Origin of the sequence: Acinetobacter dispersus, from assembly GCF_009884975.1 — a bacterium.
Taxonomy (GTDB): domain Bacteria; phylum Pseudomonadota; class Gammaproteobacteria; order Pseudomonadales; family Moraxellaceae; genus Acinetobacter; species Acinetobacter dispersus.
This window is the reverse complement of the sequence record NZ_CP041970.1, coordinates 3,716,627-3,730,326: the sequence shown is the minus strand read 5'-3', so window position 1 is coordinate 3,730,326 and position 13,700 is coordinate 3,716,627. Positions and strand designations below refer to the sequence as shown.

21 protein-coding genes are annotated in these 13,700 nt (G+C 40.3%); all 21 read left to right on the top strand.

Going from position 1 to position 13,700, the window contains the following annotated elements; genetic code table 11:
- Entirely contained in the window at positions 1-411 is a 411-nt protein-coding gene (locus FPL17_RS17340) for a head completion/stabilization protein (RefSeq protein ID WP_159886462.1), read from the top strand.
- Positions 408-614, top strand: coding sequence for a tail protein X (locus FPL17_RS17335; RefSeq protein ID WP_159886460.1), 207 nt, complete (start codon positions 408-410; stop codon positions 612-614). The genes FPL17_RS17340 and FPL17_RS17335 overlap by 4 nt, the downstream gene beginning before the upstream one ends.
- Before the next feature lie 14 nt (positions 615-628).
- The gene (locus FPL17_RS17330) at positions 629-961 is read left to right on the top strand and encodes a phage holin family protein (protein ID WP_159886458.1); all 333 of its coding nucleotides are present in this window, start codon (positions 629-631) and stop codon (positions 959-961) included.
- Complete coding sequence (locus FPL17_RS17325) at positions 958-1,503, top strand: glycoside hydrolase family 108 protein (RefSeq protein WP_159886456.1); 546 nt, start codon at positions 958-960, stop codon at positions 1,501-1,503. The genes FPL17_RS17330 and FPL17_RS17325 overlap by 4 nt, the downstream gene beginning before the upstream one ends.
- An 11-nt stretch (positions 1,504-1,514) precedes the next feature.
- Positions 1,515-1,901: a phage tail protein gene (locus tag FPL17_RS17320; RefSeq protein ID WP_159886455.1), complete on the top strand. Its 387-nt coding sequence runs from the start codon at positions 1,515-1,517 to the stop codon at positions 1,899-1,901.
- Positions 1,898-2,335: a phage virion morphogenesis protein gene (locus FPL17_RS17315; RefSeq protein ID WP_159886453.1), complete on the top strand. Its 438-nt coding sequence runs from the start codon at positions 1,898-1,900 to the stop codon at positions 2,333-2,335. Before FPL17_RS17320 ends, FPL17_RS17315 begins: the two co-directional genes overlap by 4 nt.
- Positions 2,335-2,541 carry a Com family DNA-binding transcriptional regulator gene (locus tag FPL17_RS19115; protein WP_159886451.1) on the top strand — a complete coding sequence of 69 codons (207 nt, stop codon included), beginning with the start codon at positions 2,335-2,337 and terminating at the stop codon, positions 2,539-2,541. Before FPL17_RS17315 ends, FPL17_RS19115 begins: the two co-directional genes overlap by 1 nt.
- Positions 2,492-3,340 carry a DNA adenine methylase gene (locus tag FPL17_RS17305; protein WP_159886449.1) on the top strand — a complete coding sequence of 283 codons (849 nt, stop codon included), beginning with the start codon at positions 2,492-2,494 and terminating at the stop codon, positions 3,338-3,340. The genes FPL17_RS19115 and FPL17_RS17305 overlap by 50 nt, the downstream gene beginning before the upstream one ends.
- Before the next feature lie 80 nt (positions 3,341-3,420).
- Positions 3,421-3,939, top strand: a complete 519-nt coding sequence (locus tag FPL17_RS17300; protein ID WP_159886447.1) for a phage baseplate assembly protein V — start codon at positions 3,421-3,423, stop codon at positions 3,937-3,939.
- Positions 3,936-4,301: a GPW/gp25 family protein gene (locus tag FPL17_RS17295; RefSeq protein ID WP_159886446.1), complete on the top strand. Its 366-nt coding sequence runs from the start codon at positions 3,936-3,938 to the stop codon at positions 4,299-4,301. Before FPL17_RS17300 ends, FPL17_RS17295 begins: the two co-directional genes overlap by 4 nt.
- The gene (locus tag FPL17_RS17290) at positions 4,298-5,197 is read left to right on the top strand and encodes a baseplate assembly protein (protein WP_159886444.1); all 900 of its coding nucleotides are present in this window, start codon (positions 4,298-4,300) and stop codon (positions 5,195-5,197) included. Before FPL17_RS17295 ends, FPL17_RS17290 begins: the two co-directional genes overlap by 4 nt.
- Complete coding sequence (locus FPL17_RS17285; protein WP_159886442.1) at positions 5,190-5,714, top strand: phage tail protein I; 525 nt, start codon at positions 5,190-5,192, stop codon at positions 5,712-5,714. The genes FPL17_RS17290 and FPL17_RS17285 overlap by 8 nt, the downstream gene beginning before the upstream one ends.
- 12 nt (positions 5,715-5,726) lie before the next feature.
- Entirely contained in the window at positions 5,727-6,668 is a 942-nt protein-coding gene (locus FPL17_RS17280) for a hypothetical protein (protein WP_159886440.1), read from the top strand.
- A gap of 5 nt (positions 6,669-6,673) precedes the next feature.
- Positions 6,674-7,741: a phage tail-collar fiber domain-containing protein gene (locus FPL17_RS17275; protein ID WP_159886438.1), complete on the top strand. Its 1,068-nt coding sequence runs from the start codon at positions 6,674-6,676 to the stop codon at positions 7,739-7,741.
- Positions 7,742-7,771: 30 nt separating this feature from the next.
- Positions 7,772-8,419, top strand: coding sequence for a phage tail sheath protein (locus FPL17_RS17270; RefSeq protein ID WP_228277580.1), 648 nt, complete (start codon positions 7,772-7,774; stop codon positions 8,417-8,419).
- 116 nt (positions 8,420-8,535) lie between these two features.
- Positions 8,536-9,351 carry a leucine-rich repeat domain-containing protein gene (locus tag FPL17_RS17265; protein ID WP_159886434.1) on the top strand — a complete coding sequence of 272 codons (816 nt, stop codon included), beginning with the start codon at positions 8,536-8,538 and terminating at the stop codon, positions 9,349-9,351.
- A gap of 14 nt (positions 9,352-9,365) precedes the next feature.
- Positions 9,366-10,019, top strand: coding sequence for a phage tail sheath C-terminal domain-containing protein (locus tag FPL17_RS17260; RefSeq protein WP_159886432.1), 654 nt, complete (start codon positions 9,366-9,368; stop codon positions 10,017-10,019).
- Between the two features lie 12 nt (positions 10,020-10,031).
- Positions 10,032-10,544, top strand: a complete 513-nt coding sequence (locus FPL17_RS17255; protein ID WP_159886430.1) for a phage major tail tube protein — start codon at positions 10,032-10,034, stop codon at positions 10,542-10,544.
- A gap of 76 nt (positions 10,545-10,620) precedes the next feature.
- A complete protein-coding gene (locus FPL17_RS17250; RefSeq protein ID WP_159886428.1) occupies positions 10,621-10,971 on the top strand; it encodes a phage tail assembly protein in 351 nt (116 codons plus the stop codon).
- Positions 10,972-11,000: 29 nt separating this feature from the next.
- Complete coding sequence (locus FPL17_RS17245; protein ID WP_266095740.1) at positions 11,001-11,108, top strand: GpE family phage tail protein; 108 nt, start codon at positions 11,001-11,003, stop codon at positions 11,106-11,108.
- On the top strand, positions 11,105-13,699 hold the full coding sequence (locus tag FPL17_RS17240) for a phage tail tape measure protein (RefSeq protein ID WP_159886426.1): 2,595 nt from the start codon (positions 11,105-11,107) through the stop codon (positions 13,697-13,699). Before FPL17_RS17245 ends, FPL17_RS17240 begins: the two co-directional genes overlap by 4 nt.
- Position 13,700: the final 1 nt, after the last annotated feature.

Below are 13,700 nucleotides of genomic sequence, written 5' to 3'. Positions count from 1 at the left end.
ATGCTAATTAATAATGCCTTACCCGATGCAAATGTCATCAATCCTCGTCAGGGCTATCCAGCAATCAGTGTTGCTGAGCTTTTAGCCCAAGGTCGTGTTGATGCCTCAAAGGGTGAGGTTTTATTAACAGCAAAAGTCAGTGAAGCGATGGATACGATTAACAGTCAGTTGATTGGTAAACGTTATCTAATCGCTCCATTGACTGACGATCAAAAACGTAACTACGTTAAAGCTGTATGTTATGAGGCTGCTGCGCTCATTGCTGAAGATAATTTAGATTTTGATACCACTTCTACAGGTCAAATTCGTGCTGAAAATGGATTATCAAAAGTAACTAGTCTTCGTCGTAACGTAAATTACGCTATTGCAGATTTAACTGGCCGTAAACGTAACAGGGTAAAATTGCTATGACACGGATTGTCAAAGCGATTCAAAATGACACTTTAGATTCAGTTGCTTATCGTGAATATGGCAATCAATCAGCTTTGTATTTGCCTGAAATTCTTGAACTCAATCCAAGTTTGCATCAGGTAATTTTAGATACACATCAAAAAGTCATTTTACCCGACTATATCCAGCCAGTAACGAATGAAACTTTAAAACTTTGGGATTAGATAAAGGAATATCTATGCCGTGGAAAAATCAAAGCTTCATTGAATGGGCTTATCAAATTCTAGCTAATTACTGGTGGTTAATAGCCAGCTTCATCGTGACTGTATTACTTGCGATATTTCGTACAGCAAAAAAATATGGAAAAGTCGATTGGTTGGAATCATTTATTTGTGGACTTTTGACGATTACGATTGCCAGCCTTTTATCTTGGCTGAATTTACCAAATGAGGTTGGGATTTTCTTTGGTGGCGTAATTGGGTTTAAAGGGACTAAATGGGTAGATCAGAAATTTTCTGAAAAATATGATCAAACATTTGGTAGTTCGACACATGACAAGGAAGAGTTATGAATATCGAAAAATACATTGCAGATCTAATTGATCGCGAAGGTGGATATAGCAACAACCCTGCAGATCGTGGTGGACCAACCAATTTCGGTATTACAGAGGCTGTTGCACGTCAGCATGGCTATAAGGGACGTATGCAAGATTTACCTCGCTCAACAGCCGAGACAATCTACCTAAAAACCTATTGGTTGAATCCTCGCTTTGATCGCATCAATAATTTATGCCCTGCAGTCGCTGAAGAACTTTTAGATACTGGTGTTAACTGTGGTGTCAGTTTTGCGAAGCCTCTTCTGCAGCGCGCACTTAATCTTCTAAATAACCAGGGTAAAGGTGGATTTCCAGACCTCGACCCAGACGGGGTTTATGGTGATGCCACTATGTCTGCATTGAAGACATATTTATCCAAACGTGGCCAAAATGGTGTCACGACTCTATGTAAGGTTCTTAATATCCTGCAAGGCAATCGTTACATTGAAATTTGCGAGCGTAACCCTTCACAGGAACAATTTTTTTATGGTTGGATTGCCAACCGCATTACCCTTTAGGTAATTTAAAAATGATTAAATTAGCCGAGCTTAAAACGTATCTTTCTGAAAAACTCCCTGTACTTACTGCAGATAAAACGAACTTGTTTATCGTCAATGGGAACTTAAATGAGGGATATTTAGAATATACAGCTCGGTTTTTATTTCTAGATTGCCGTACCGATCCTATTTTAATACTCGCTTATATCAAGAAATGGTTACGAGAAAACAATCTGCATTTAAATGCAGCACAAAAAGAAATTGAGCTGTCTTTTAGCAGTGAAATTATTGATTTAAATACATTCGACTTAGAAGTAGATTTTCCACAACGCGAAAAAGTGAATATTTCAGATACTGGCTATTCAATTTGTAAGCCAATGATTTGGGATGATCATAAAGGTTTCATCAAACAACCATGAATATTTCCGCATTAAATCGTTGGGTTGACGATCTAGCTTTAGCTCTAGAGCCATCTGAAATGCGATCTCTTATGCGGAAGCTCACACAAGGATTACGTATTCGCATGCGTGATCGTGTTAAGCAGCAAAGAGATCCTGAAGGATTCAGATACATACCTCGTAAACGGGATCAAATTGGGAAGATCAGACGCACTGGCGCATTATTCCAAATGATTGGTAGACAAATTAAAACTGAATATTCTGATAAAAAAGCAGCTGTAGGCTTTAGCGGTCGTACTGCAAAAATCGCGCAAATTCATCAGGAAGGTCTAACACAAAGACCATCCAGAACAGCAGATCCTGTTGCATATCCTAGACGTGAGCTTGTTGGATTCAGTGAAGATGATAAAAGCTGGATTGAAACAACGATTTTTGAATTTTTGAGTAGTAAATAATGCGAGATTTTAGATGTGGTTGCGGTAGATTACTCGCACAAATTGAAGATAAACCTATAAAAATTAATATTAAATGCCCTCGATGTAAGGTGCTAAATCACTGGAACGCCTCGAGCGTCAGGTCAGACAGCCATGAGCTGCTTACGGAGACAGAAAATGTCAGCAGCAAAGGTAAACAACACCAACGAACACCAAGTTTCTTATAATGCATCTGGACGATCATTTTCAGGATGGCTTGGGGGAAAATCACAGTTAGCTCGAACTATTATTGAGTTAATGCCCGTTCATAAATATTATTGCGAAGTTTTTGGCGGAGCTGGATGGGTGTTATTTAAGAAAACACCAAGCTACGGTGAAACCATCAATGATATTAATGGCGATCTCATCAATCTCTATCGTGTATTTAAATATCATCATGAAGCATTGGTTAAAGAGTTTGAAACTCAATTAATCAGTCGCGATGAGTTTCTACGTGCCAGATCTGAAGAACCGAAATCATTAACTGACATTCAGCGAGCAGCACGGTTCTATTACATGCTCAGAAATTGCTATGGTGCACGTATTCATAATCCTAGTTTTTGCTCCCACCCTATTCGACCAGCCAACTTAAAACTTGGTGATGATCTCAAAGAGTTTTTACAAAAGATTCATGAGCGTTTGCAACGGGTTACGATTGAAAACATGGCATTTGATCAATTGATCTTACAAAAAGATCATAAAGATATGCTGTTTTATTTGGACCCACCGTATTATCAATGTGAAAAGTACTATGGCAAAGATATCTTCAGCCGAGATGATTTCTTTAAATTGAGAGATATCTTGAAAAGCATTAAGGGCAAATTTATTTTAAGTTTAAATGACGTTCCCCAGGTGCGAGAAATTTTTGCAGACTTCAATTTTATTGAGAAAAAGATCCGCTGGTCCGTTAATGCGAAAGCAGATAATGATGAACTTGGCCATGAATTAATTATTACCAATTTCAATCCTCAACTTGAGTCCGATTAAGCTCTATTCGGACTTTGATGATTAGAAATAAAATTTCAAAAAGCCCATGATCGATTCATGGGTTTTTTTTGATTTTTAAAATGTCAAATTCTGAAAATGCACGATTGCTTAATAACATCGCGAGTACAGGGACTGTGCTCGAGGTCGATGCGGCAAACAAAAAAATGCGTTTAGAGATTGGCGAAAATCAAACAGATTGGGTGACGATTCCTGCGCTCGCTTGGGGTACTTTGAAAATATGGCGATGTCCATCAAAGGGCGAGCAATTTACCGTTATTTCTGAATCTGGAAATTTAGGAAACGCAGTTCCTGTTATCGCGCTTCCAACGGATGATGAAAACGGTATTTCTGGTACTGAAGATGAGATTATTGTGGACTTTCCTGCAGGTTCTCTAATCATTGATCAACAGTCAGGGGAAGCAACATTTAAACTTAAAAAACTCACATTTGATGTGGAAAATGTTGAATTCACAGGTAGTTTGCATGCTCATGGGCTTATTAGCTCTGATATGGATGTCAAAGCAACAGCAATTAGCTTGATTGGACATAAACACATTGGGGTTCGTAGTGGTAACGATGCAACGGGAGTACCACAATGATAGGGATGTCACGAACTACAGGGCGCAGCATCAATGACGCTGCGCCCTATCTTCTTCACTTACGACAATCAATCCATGACATTTTGACAACCTTAGTTGGTACCCGTATTTGTCAAAGAAAATACGGATCAATTGTCCCTGATTTAATAGACCAACCTTGCAACGAAGCAACCAAGATTCGGCTATTTAGTGCAACTGCAACAGCTTTGATTTTGTTTGAACCAAGAGTCCGTATTACTCAGATTCGTATTATCAAATTTGAAGCTGCAGGAAGTTGGGAACTCGAACTTGTTGGCATAACTACATTTAATCAAAAAGTTATTAATTACGTTGATCGTTTTGAATTGAGAGCAGCTGCATGAGTAATACCACTCGCGTCGATCTATCAAATTTGCCATACCCAAATGTATTGCAAGCCCTAGATTTTTCTGCGGAACTTGCTTTGTGTAAAGCTGACTTTTTAGAACGTTATCCAGAAATGGCTGAGGTTTTAGAACTCAAAAGTGAACCAGTTGTAAAACTACTGGAGACCTTCGCATATCGCATTTTATTAAAAACTCATGAAATTAACTCGACTTCAAAAGCTCTCACACTTGCTTACGCGATTGATGCTGATCTGGATCATCTTGCTGCCAATCGTGATGTTTATCGCTTACTTATACAACCTGCAAACAATAATGTTGTACCCCCTACTGAAGCCATTTATGAATCAAATGACGCACTTCGTCGCAGAGTGCAATTAGCACCAGAACGAGCAGCTGCAGGATCAACAGGTGCATATCAATATTGGGCACTTTCTGCGGATGGCCAAGTTAAAGATGCAAGTTTAATAACGAATTTAGCTGGCAAGGTCGAAGTATGGATTCAGAGTCATAATGATGTGATCGCTCCACAGTCATTACTGGATAAAGTTGACGTAAGTTTAGATCCTGAAACTCGTCGTCCAGCGACGGATGATGTGCTTGTATCAGCTGCCACACCAATGGACTTTAGCATCAATGCAACCCTTGTACTGTTTTCTGGTCCAGACTCAGATGTTGTTCAAGCTGAAGCAAATAAGCAGCTTGATAAATACCTAGAACAAGTGAGCTACAACGGTTTTGATATTTCAAGAAGCGGAATCTTTGCTGCATTACACCAGTCTGGTGTCCAACGAGTAATTTTAGACTCCCCTCTACAAGATATCGTTGTTCCAAACAGTCGTTATGGCCGATGCACAAATCGATTGGTCAAAGTCGCGGAGTATAGAGATGTCTAGCTTACTCCCCCCTAACAGTACCAGACTCGAAAAAAGTCTGGAGTATTGTTCTGCTCGAGTAGAACTTTTACCCGTTCCATTTGTGCAATTAAGTCGTATTGATGAATGCCCTGTTTCCCATTTACCTTGGTTGGCCTGGGAACACAGAGTTGAATATTGGGACCCAAGTTGGAATGATCAACAAAAAAGAGATGCTATACATGCCTCTAAGGATTTCAATACACAGCGAGGTACTAGAGCCTCACTACGAGCATTAATTGAAACCGTCGTAAATCAGTATCAAATTGTAGCCTGGCACCAACAAGTACCAAAGGGCCAACCATATACATTTTCAGTCATCGTTGCTGAGGCAATACTTTTAACCATCGAACAGTTATCACAATTACATACCGCTATTGATGCCACCAAATCTCAAAGAGATCTATATGGAATCAATGCAAGAGTTAGTACTTCAGCATTTTTGTTAGTAGCTGGTGCTGTAGTTACTGGTGAACAGGTTTATTTAACAAGTCAATAAAGGATTATTGATATGACAGCAATGCAAAGCTTAATTGAACAGTTTTCTAATACTGAAGATAAAATTATTCAGATCGGAAGCTTCCAGCCCTATGAATTGGTACGTGTACATCACAATCCTGTGGATCTGGTCTTAACAAATGATCATGAACATACGGTTGCAGGTACGACTGTTGTCTTATTAAGTGATGGTCAGGCTCGTAATGGACTGAAATTTAAGCCAAACATTAGTTCAATTTCAGAAAGCGATAAATCATTAAAAGTGATTCTTGCTTCTACCACTGCCCAAAATATTGTAATCGAATACAAAGATTACCCACCTAAACAAATTGATCTTGAAGCAAACAAACCTGCCATTGTTTTCATTGGTGAATTGTTCGGAATTCCAATGCTTGAGAGTTCTGCAAATTTTTTTGATTTAGCCGTTGATGGCCAGCCCATCGACGGCTGGTCTCTGACAAATGCAACATTAAGCAATGGTGTCTTAACTTATACAGGCGGTACTTTTGAAGAGGAAGGGCTTGGAGGTTCTATATCAACGGGTTTATTTGCTAAGAAAAGTTTGAATATAGGAGAGTCTGTAACTGTTGATTTTAAAGTTGCATTAGGTTCCATCAAACATTTTGCATTAGCTGCTGATAACGGTGAAAAAACGGGAACCTATAGTGATCAATGCGTTGTAATTCTGCAGGATCTTGAAAAAGCTCGTCTCGTAGCTTGGCGAGATTGGAATGAAGCATATCGTACTGATCTAAATGATCAGACTACATATGCAGCTACCATTTCTCGTACTGGCCAAGATAGTGTTGCTTTAACTCTAGCTGACACCAACGGTACTGTCTTGAAAGAACGTACTGTAACTGGCATTGAACTTAGTCGTATTTGGTTAAACGTACATTTTGTGGATCAAAATACGAATTTTTCAGCATCTTTGACATCTGAAACTCAGAAGTGAAATAAATGACAGCCATTTATTACGTTACTCCAACTAACTACGGCCTGTCGCTAATAGCACAGGCTCACAATACTGCCAGTATTTCACTTATTAACCTGGTTTTGGGTGATGCAAATGGTTCGCCTTACGACCCTATCAGTAATAAGCAACGTACTACCTTGGTCAATCAGCGCGCAATGGTACCAGTCCAATCTGTTGAGATGATTGATACACATACTGTTCGTATTCGTGCTTTGGTAGGTAATGAAATTGGTGGCTTCAATATCCATGAAATTGGTCTTACAGATCCAACTGGGAAGCTAGTTTATTTGGGTAATTATCATGGGGGTTTTAAACCAGTACTGGCTCAAGGTGCTGGTGGCGAGCTTCAACTTTATATTGATGTAAAACCTGAGCAAGGCGGTAATGTATTAATCCAGGCCATCAATCCAATTAGTGCAAGTCAACCATGGGTTTTGCAAAAGTTAGAGGATGAAAAAATAGCTCGAGAGCTTGGTGATAATACCGAGCGCGATGCAAGAATCTATGTTGATGATTTACTAAATTCTAAAATCGATACTCTTAGAGATGAGAAAAATTTAGATATTTCATTTATCCATGAACGCATTAATTCAATCGGAATACTGGCTTTTAGAGACTTGAACCCCCTTTCAACTCGGTTTCCAATTCACTATGCCGTAAATCCGACTAATTACGATGCTGTTCAAATTAGCACTTATTACCTACCAGGAGGTCTCTTAAAACAGACTATTAAAGTCCATGCCAACAAGGGAGATGAGAACCTACATATTTATTTACCAGTCTCTGCAGCCAGAATACTTCATGTTTCTACTACCTATCAGTCAGGTGGTTACGGTAGCCATGCCGATGATGATAGCTACAGTCGCTTAGTAAATATTTATGAAGAAGGTCCCCCTGGAGATAAGCAAACGGTTTTAGTTGTTCGTACTGACTATGTCAGCGATGCAGACCCAGCCAATATCGATAGATGGATTTGGATAGAAGTGACTTGTTTAGGATTTACTCAGGTTGTTGGCAACCTAGATTACTACCCATACAGCCGAAATAATTAATCAACACATCAATTCAAGGAAGGATTGAATATGTTTCATCATGGTATTACAGGAAACGAACCAAGTTCGGGACTAGTTTATGTAAAAGAGACTGCGACTGCAGTCATTGGGTTAATTGCATTTGCTGACGATGCAGATCCAGATTTTTTCCCAGAAAATATTCCTGTGCGTATTAATAATATGAATACAGGCATTGCCAAAGCTGGCTACACTGGAAACTTACGTCGTAGCTTAGAAACTATACAAGCAATCGTAAACACGACAGTAGTTGTTGTTCGCATTCAAGATCCATTTACGATGGGTGAGGTTGGCCTACAATTAGATGACAGCATTGTTATTGGTGGTATCAATGAGAGCGGAGAGCGCACAGGAATTCAGGCATTATTGACAGCCAAATCAATTCTTGGGATCACACCAAAAATCAACATTGCACCTGATGTTGAAACAGCCGATGTTGTTCAAGCACTAATTTCAGTCAATAAAAAATTGCGTGGATATAGCTATGTAAATCCACGATTGCCAAACGGTTATTTACTACCAGATGCTGAAGCTGTTGTGGCATACCGAGATAGCTTAGGTGATCGCGAGCTTACGCTCCTTTATCCAGAGTTTATCAGTGGCAATGTTTTGATTGGAGTTGAAGACTCGGGGGAGGTAATCCCCCCACAGGCATCATAAGCTGTGAGGGGGCTACAAATACAACAACTCTTGTATTGCATTATGAGACAGGAAACTACAACAGCCTTATTAATGCGGCTGTAAATAACTTCACTTATGAAGTAAACGGTGTACCTATGGAAAATCTTCCTGCATCAGTAACTTCATCTGTGACAGTATTTCCCGACCCAATTAATGTTGGTATTTATACCAAAGCTGAGGTGACTTATAGAAATATAAGTAATCTGAATGTACGTTTTCGTCTCAAAAAAATACTAGATGGACTTGAACTGTATGGTGCCAATACTAATACCAATCCAACACTATATAGATTTTCTGATGGCAATTTCTCAGTCTGTTTGTCAGGAGCTATTCCTCCAGAACCAGCGTGGGATATTAAGTATCTTGTTAATGGCTCATGGATCTATGAACTAACAGGCGAAACTGTTCTAGAAACAGAAGCACGTTTAGCTTACAGAGACCTAGCGACTGAACTAGTATTCAATTCAAATGTTAAAACTGTTGCAGCTAATACATTTAGATTTTGGAATAAGCTCAATAAAATCACTTTTAATAATGGTTTGCAGACTATTTCACACTATGCATTCTCAGATTGCTCTGCTTTGGTGAATCTAAAAATTCCAGATTCTGTTCAAACAATTGGCAACAATACCTTCAGCGCATGTAATGCAATTGTGACCCTAGATCTGGGCGCAGGTTTAAGTTCCATCGATGCTTGGGCCTTTGTGAATCTTTATAACTTAAGGACTTTGATTTTTAGAAGCATCCTTCCACCAGCGATTGATGGAAATGCTTGGGGCAATGGTGGCTCATCAGGAACTCATCCATCAGAAATTTATGTTCCTGATGGCCAGCAGACTACCTATGAACAAACTGATTACTACTTTTTCGAAGGCAAGTTAAAACCGTTAAGTAGTTATATACCAACGTAACAAGGAGAAGGCTCATGCCTGAAGTTACACCAAAACCAATTTACGGGGATGGCATTTTAAATGCTGCAGTAGTTGCTGCAGCGACCCGTGCACATCTCGATAAAACAGTCGGTTGGCATAAATCGCTGTCAAACGTAGTTTTGACTGGTCCAACAGGAATTAGCCAGGTAATTACTTGGGATTTAGAAGATCCAGACACCGATGCTGGTTATCTGAATAGCCATGAAATTACGACGATGATTCAACACAACGGCATCCGCTTCTGGGGGAATCGTACACCTTCCGCTGATCCGCGTTTTGTTTTTGAAGTGTTCGTACGTACTGCTCAGGTGATTAAAGAAAGCATCATTGAAGCCTGTTTCCCTTTCGTAGACCAGCCATTAACACCGTATCTGGCCAAAGATATTATCGACTCTATCAATGCTTATTTACGTCGCCTGTCTTCAGGTAAAGAACGTCGATTAATGGGTGGTTCTGTATGGTTTGACGCATCTTTAAACCCTACAGAAAGTCTTATGAATGGTTTGCTCTGTATCGATTACGATTACACACCTATCCCACCACTTGAAAACCTAGTGCTGAATCAACGTATTACAGGACGTTTTATGATTGATTTCGGCAAACTCATTACAGGTGGCGGGCTTGAAGACCTCCCAACTGCTGCATAAGGATTTGCATTAATGTCTGCATTACCTCGTACACTAAAAAACTTCAACGTATTTGTTGATAGCGTGAATTGGGTAGGTGTCGCTGCCACGATGACCCTGCCAAAACTTACAAAGAAAACTGATAGCCATCGTGGGGCTGGCATGATTGGCGAAGTCGATCTTGCACTTGGTTGGGAAAAATTACAGTCAGAAGTTACCTATACGGGCTTTGATACTAAAATTTATCGCCAGCTTGGTCGTGTAGGTATCTCCGATTTACCTCTACGTTACGTAGCCATCTATGAAGACCAAGATACTTGTGCAACACAAGGCGTTGAGATCTATATGCGTGGTTTTGCCAGAGAGCTTGATCCAGGCGATACAACACCAGGTGAAAAAGGCGAGACCAAGATGACTTATTCATTGACCTATTACCGTCTCGAAAAAGATGGCATTGTCGAAGTCGAGCTAGATTTCGTGAATGGCATTGAACGATTTGGTGACAGTGATCTAGCACAACAAATTAAAGATTTCCTAGGACTTTAAACTACTCCCCTCTCCAACCTCACGCTAATTTTTTAGCGTGGGGCTTTAATCTAATTATTTGTTAAGGATGACAATAATGACGAATACCCAAACTCAACCGACACTCCCTACAACTGAGCAAGTTGAAAACCTTGAAGCTGTAAAAGACCCTAATGTCATTACAGTAAACTTTGATCATGGCTATAAACGAGGGGAAAAACTAATCAAAGAAGTAGTAATCCGCAAGCCAAAATCTAGGGCATTACGAGGCTTATCTCTGGTTAATTTACTGCAGCTGGATATCGACTCCATTGCTAAAGTGGCAAGCCGAATTTCATTACCTACCATGTCAGAAAATGATGTCTTTGAACTAGATCCTGCTGACCTAACCAAGCTAGGTAAGGAAATCATAAGTTTTTTCGTGGATACGAAGGACGAATTCCAGTAAGTGTCGATGATGCCATTGCTGATATAGCAGTGGTTTTTCACTGGTCAGCCACAGAATGTGATGACTTCGACCTTGATGAATTGATGCAATGGCGTGAACGTGCACGGGCACGTTGGGAAACTACGGACAGTAAATGAGTAAATTAAGTTTACAGGCTGTGCTTGAAGTACTGGATAAGGCATCCAAACCACTTAAAGATATCCAGGATAAAGCCAAACGTTTAACAGCCTCTTTTGAAGCACAACAGGCAACTTTAAAAAAACTCAACCGAACTCAGGCCGATATTACTTCATTTAAACGATTGAGTAGTGAGCTTGATAAAACTCGGGGGGAAATGAAAGATGCCCAGATTCGCGCACAGCAGCTGGCACAAGCTCATGCTGCCATTACCAACCCAACCAAGGCCATGACCAAAGAACTGGATCGTGCTCGGCTCGCAGTAAAACAACTCAAGCTAGCCGAGCAAGATCAAATTCAGCATTTGCAACGGCTACGTCAATCGTTAACTCAAGCTGGAGTCAGTACAAGAACATTAGGTGATGATGAAAAACGACTGCGGTCTCAAATCAAAGATGTCACAGATGCTTTAAGGAAAAAGAAGACTGCTTTAGACCAGGTGTCCAATATCCAGAAACAATATGCTGCAGATCAAGCACGTATCAGCAAATTAGGTGGTATGGGCATGAACGCGGGTATTCAAGCTGCTGCTGGTACAGCTGCAATTTCAGTACCCATCAAGGCGTATGCTGAGTCTGAATCTGCAGCTACAGATTTGCGTGTTTCTATGATGCAAGCCAATGGCCAGGTTGCAAAGCAGTTTGGCAGCATTAACGCCCTAGCAGATAAACTAGGGACGCAATTGCCAGGGACTACTGCTGACTTTAAACAAATGATGAATGTACTAGTCAAAGAAGGTATAAGTGCTGACAAAATTTTAGATGGAATTGGTGAGTCCGCTGCGTATGTAGGTTTAGTTATGAAAATGGACTACCCAGCTTCAGCTAAATTTGTTGCTCAATTATCAGATGCGACCAAAACGGCCTCTGGCGATATGTTGCAATTCATGGACCAGATTCAACGTATGCATCACACGGGTTTAGATCCAGATTGGATGTTACAAGGTTTTGTCGGTATGGCAGCAGGTATGAAGGTCGTACGTCTTGAGTGCTTAAAAGGCACTAAAGCAATGGGACCTCTACTCACGATGCTGGGTAATGCTGGTATGACTGAAGGTGGATCTGCAGGTAATGCCATTAGCAAAGTGTTGTCTTCATCACTTGATTTAGATATGAAAACCAAACTTTCAAAGCTAAATAAAGATTATGACATTTCTTTAAATCTAGACTTTACCAATGGGAAAGGAGAATTTGCAGGTATTGAAAAAATGTACAAAGAGCTAGATAAACTTAAAAAATTTAGCTCTTCTGAACGTGGCAAAATCCTAGAAAAGATTTGGGGTAACGACAAAGAAACTATCTTTGCACTTAATACGATTATCGACAATGGCCAAGCTGGTTATGACTCGATGGTTAAAAAAATGGCGGATCAGGCAAATCTTCAACAACGTGTAAATGCACAGTTAGGAACACTAACCAATTTGTGGGATGCTGCATCTGGAACATTTACCAATGCAATGGTGAACTTCGGTGAATCAATTGCTCCAGAATTAAAAACTACTGTTACATGGCTAACGAATATCACAGAAAAAGTTGGAGCATGGTCAAAAGCTAACCCTCAATTATCGAACACAATTATGAAGACAATTGCATTTGTTGTTCTTCTTCTGGCTGCATTCAGTGCCTTATCCCTTGGACTTGTGGCCTTACTTGGACCAATGGCTCTACTACGCTTAACTTTTGGTGTCCTAGGTGCAAAAGGTTTCGGCTTCATCAGTATCATTAAAATGATTGGAAGTGCTGCAATGTGGCTTGGTCGGATGATATTTACTGTCGGGCGATTAATGCTTACAAACCCCTTGATCCTGGCTATTACATTACTGGCCGTTGCTGCATATATGATTTATCGAAATTGGGAACCAATTAAACAATTTTTTATTGGAATATGGAACAGCATTACAGCTGGTGCATCTCAAGTTTGGCAGCAGATTCAAGGCTTCTTTAATAGTGGTATAGCCAACATCTCAGCAACAATTATTAATTGGTCGCCAATAGGCCTGTTTTACCAAGCCTTTGCTGCTGTGATGAACTACTTCGGGATTCAATTACCGAGTACGTTTACAGGTTTTGGCCAGATGCTAATGCAAGGTCTTGGCAATGGCATTATCAGTGCCGTCGGTGCTGTAGTTGAAAAGGCGAAAGCTGCTGCAGCTCAAGTCACCAGTAGCGTTAAAAGTACATTCGGTATCCACTCCCCTTCACGTGTATTTGCTCAATTGGGTGCTTACAACATGCAAGGTCTTGCACTCGGTATCGATCAAAATAGTAACCTACCGAACAAAGCAATGCTCACAGCAAGTCAAGGTTTGCTCGGAGTGTTTGACACGGCACAACCCATGGTTAACCAACCATTTAGTTTTGATCGTCGTAAACCACTCACAGCATCTGTGCCTGGGGCAACCGCTACTCCAATATCCTTCCAGCAAGTATTTAATATTTACCCTTCAGCAGGTATGGATGAACAAGCATTGGCACAACTAGTCGCACAGGAAGTAGCAAAAGCCCAACGTATGGCTGAAGCTTCTCAGCGTCGCTCCTTCAGTGATCTATAGG

Coding starts and splice junctions, on each gene's coding strand:
- FPL17_RS17330 (WP_159886458.1), top strand. CDS start 629: ATGCCGTGGAAAAATCAAAGCTTCATTGAATGGGCTTATCAAATTCTA.
- FPL17_RS17305 (WP_159886449.1), top strand. CDS start 2,492: ATGTCAGCAGCAAAGGTAAACAACACCAACGAACACCAAGTTTCTTAT.
- FPL17_RS17250 (WP_159886428.1), top strand. CDS start 10,621: ATGACGAATACCCAAACTCAACCGACACTCCCTACAACTGAGCAAGTT.
- FPL17_RS17255 (WP_159886430.1), top strand. CDS start 10,032: ATGTCTGCATTACCTCGTACACTAAAAAACTTCAACGTATTTGTTGAT.
- FPL17_RS17280 (WP_159886440.1), top strand. CDS start 5,727: ATGACAGCAATGCAAAGCTTAATTGAACAGTTTTCTAATACTGAAGAT.
- FPL17_RS17300 (WP_159886447.1), top strand. CDS start 3,421: ATGTCAAATTCTGAAAATGCACGATTGCTTAATAACATCGCGAGTACA.
- FPL17_RS17335 (WP_159886460.1), top strand. CDS start 408: ATGACACGGATTGTCAAAGCGATTCAAAATGACACTTTAGATTCAGTT.
- FPL17_RS17270 (WP_228277580.1), top strand. CDS start 7,772: ATGTTTCATCATGGTATTACAGGAAACGAACCAAGTTCGGGACTAGTT.
- FPL17_RS17240 (WP_159886426.1), top strand. CDS start 11,105: ATGAGTAAATTAAGTTTACAGGCTGTGCTTGAAGTACTGGATAAGGCA.
- FPL17_RS17340 (WP_159886462.1), top strand. CDS start 1: ATGCTAATTAATAATGCCTTACCCGATGCAAATGTCATCAATCCTCGT.
- FPL17_RS17295 (WP_159886446.1), top strand. CDS start 3,936: ATGATAGGGATGTCACGAACTACAGGGCGCAGCATCAATGACGCTGCG.
- FPL17_RS17290 (WP_159886444.1), top strand. CDS start 4,298: ATGAGTAATACCACTCGCGTCGATCTATCAAATTTGCCATACCCAAAT.
- FPL17_RS19115 (WP_159886451.1), top strand. CDS start 2,335: ATGCGAGATTTTAGATGTGGTTGCGGTAGATTACTCGCACAAATTGAA.
- FPL17_RS17285 (WP_159886442.1), top strand. CDS start 5,190: ATGTCTAGCTTACTCCCCCCTAACAGTACCAGACTCGAAAAAAGTCTG.
- FPL17_RS17320 (WP_159886455.1), top strand. CDS start 1,515: ATGATTAAATTAGCCGAGCTTAAAACGTATCTTTCTGAAAAACTCCCT.
- FPL17_RS17265 (WP_159886434.1), top strand. CDS start 8,536: ATGGAAAATCTTCCTGCATCAGTAACTTCATCTGTGACAGTATTTCCC.
- FPL17_RS17260 (WP_159886432.1), top strand. CDS start 9,366: ATGCCTGAAGTTACACCAAAACCAATTTACGGGGATGGCATTTTAAAT.
- FPL17_RS17275 (WP_159886438.1), top strand. CDS start 6,674: ATGACAGCCATTTATTACGTTACTCCAACTAACTACGGCCTGTCGCTA.
- FPL17_RS17325 (WP_159886456.1), top strand. CDS start 958: ATGAATATCGAAAAATACATTGCAGATCTAATTGATCGCGAAGGTGGA.
- FPL17_RS17315 (WP_159886453.1), top strand. CDS start 1,898: ATGAATATTTCCGCATTAAATCGTTGGGTTGACGATCTAGCTTTAGCT.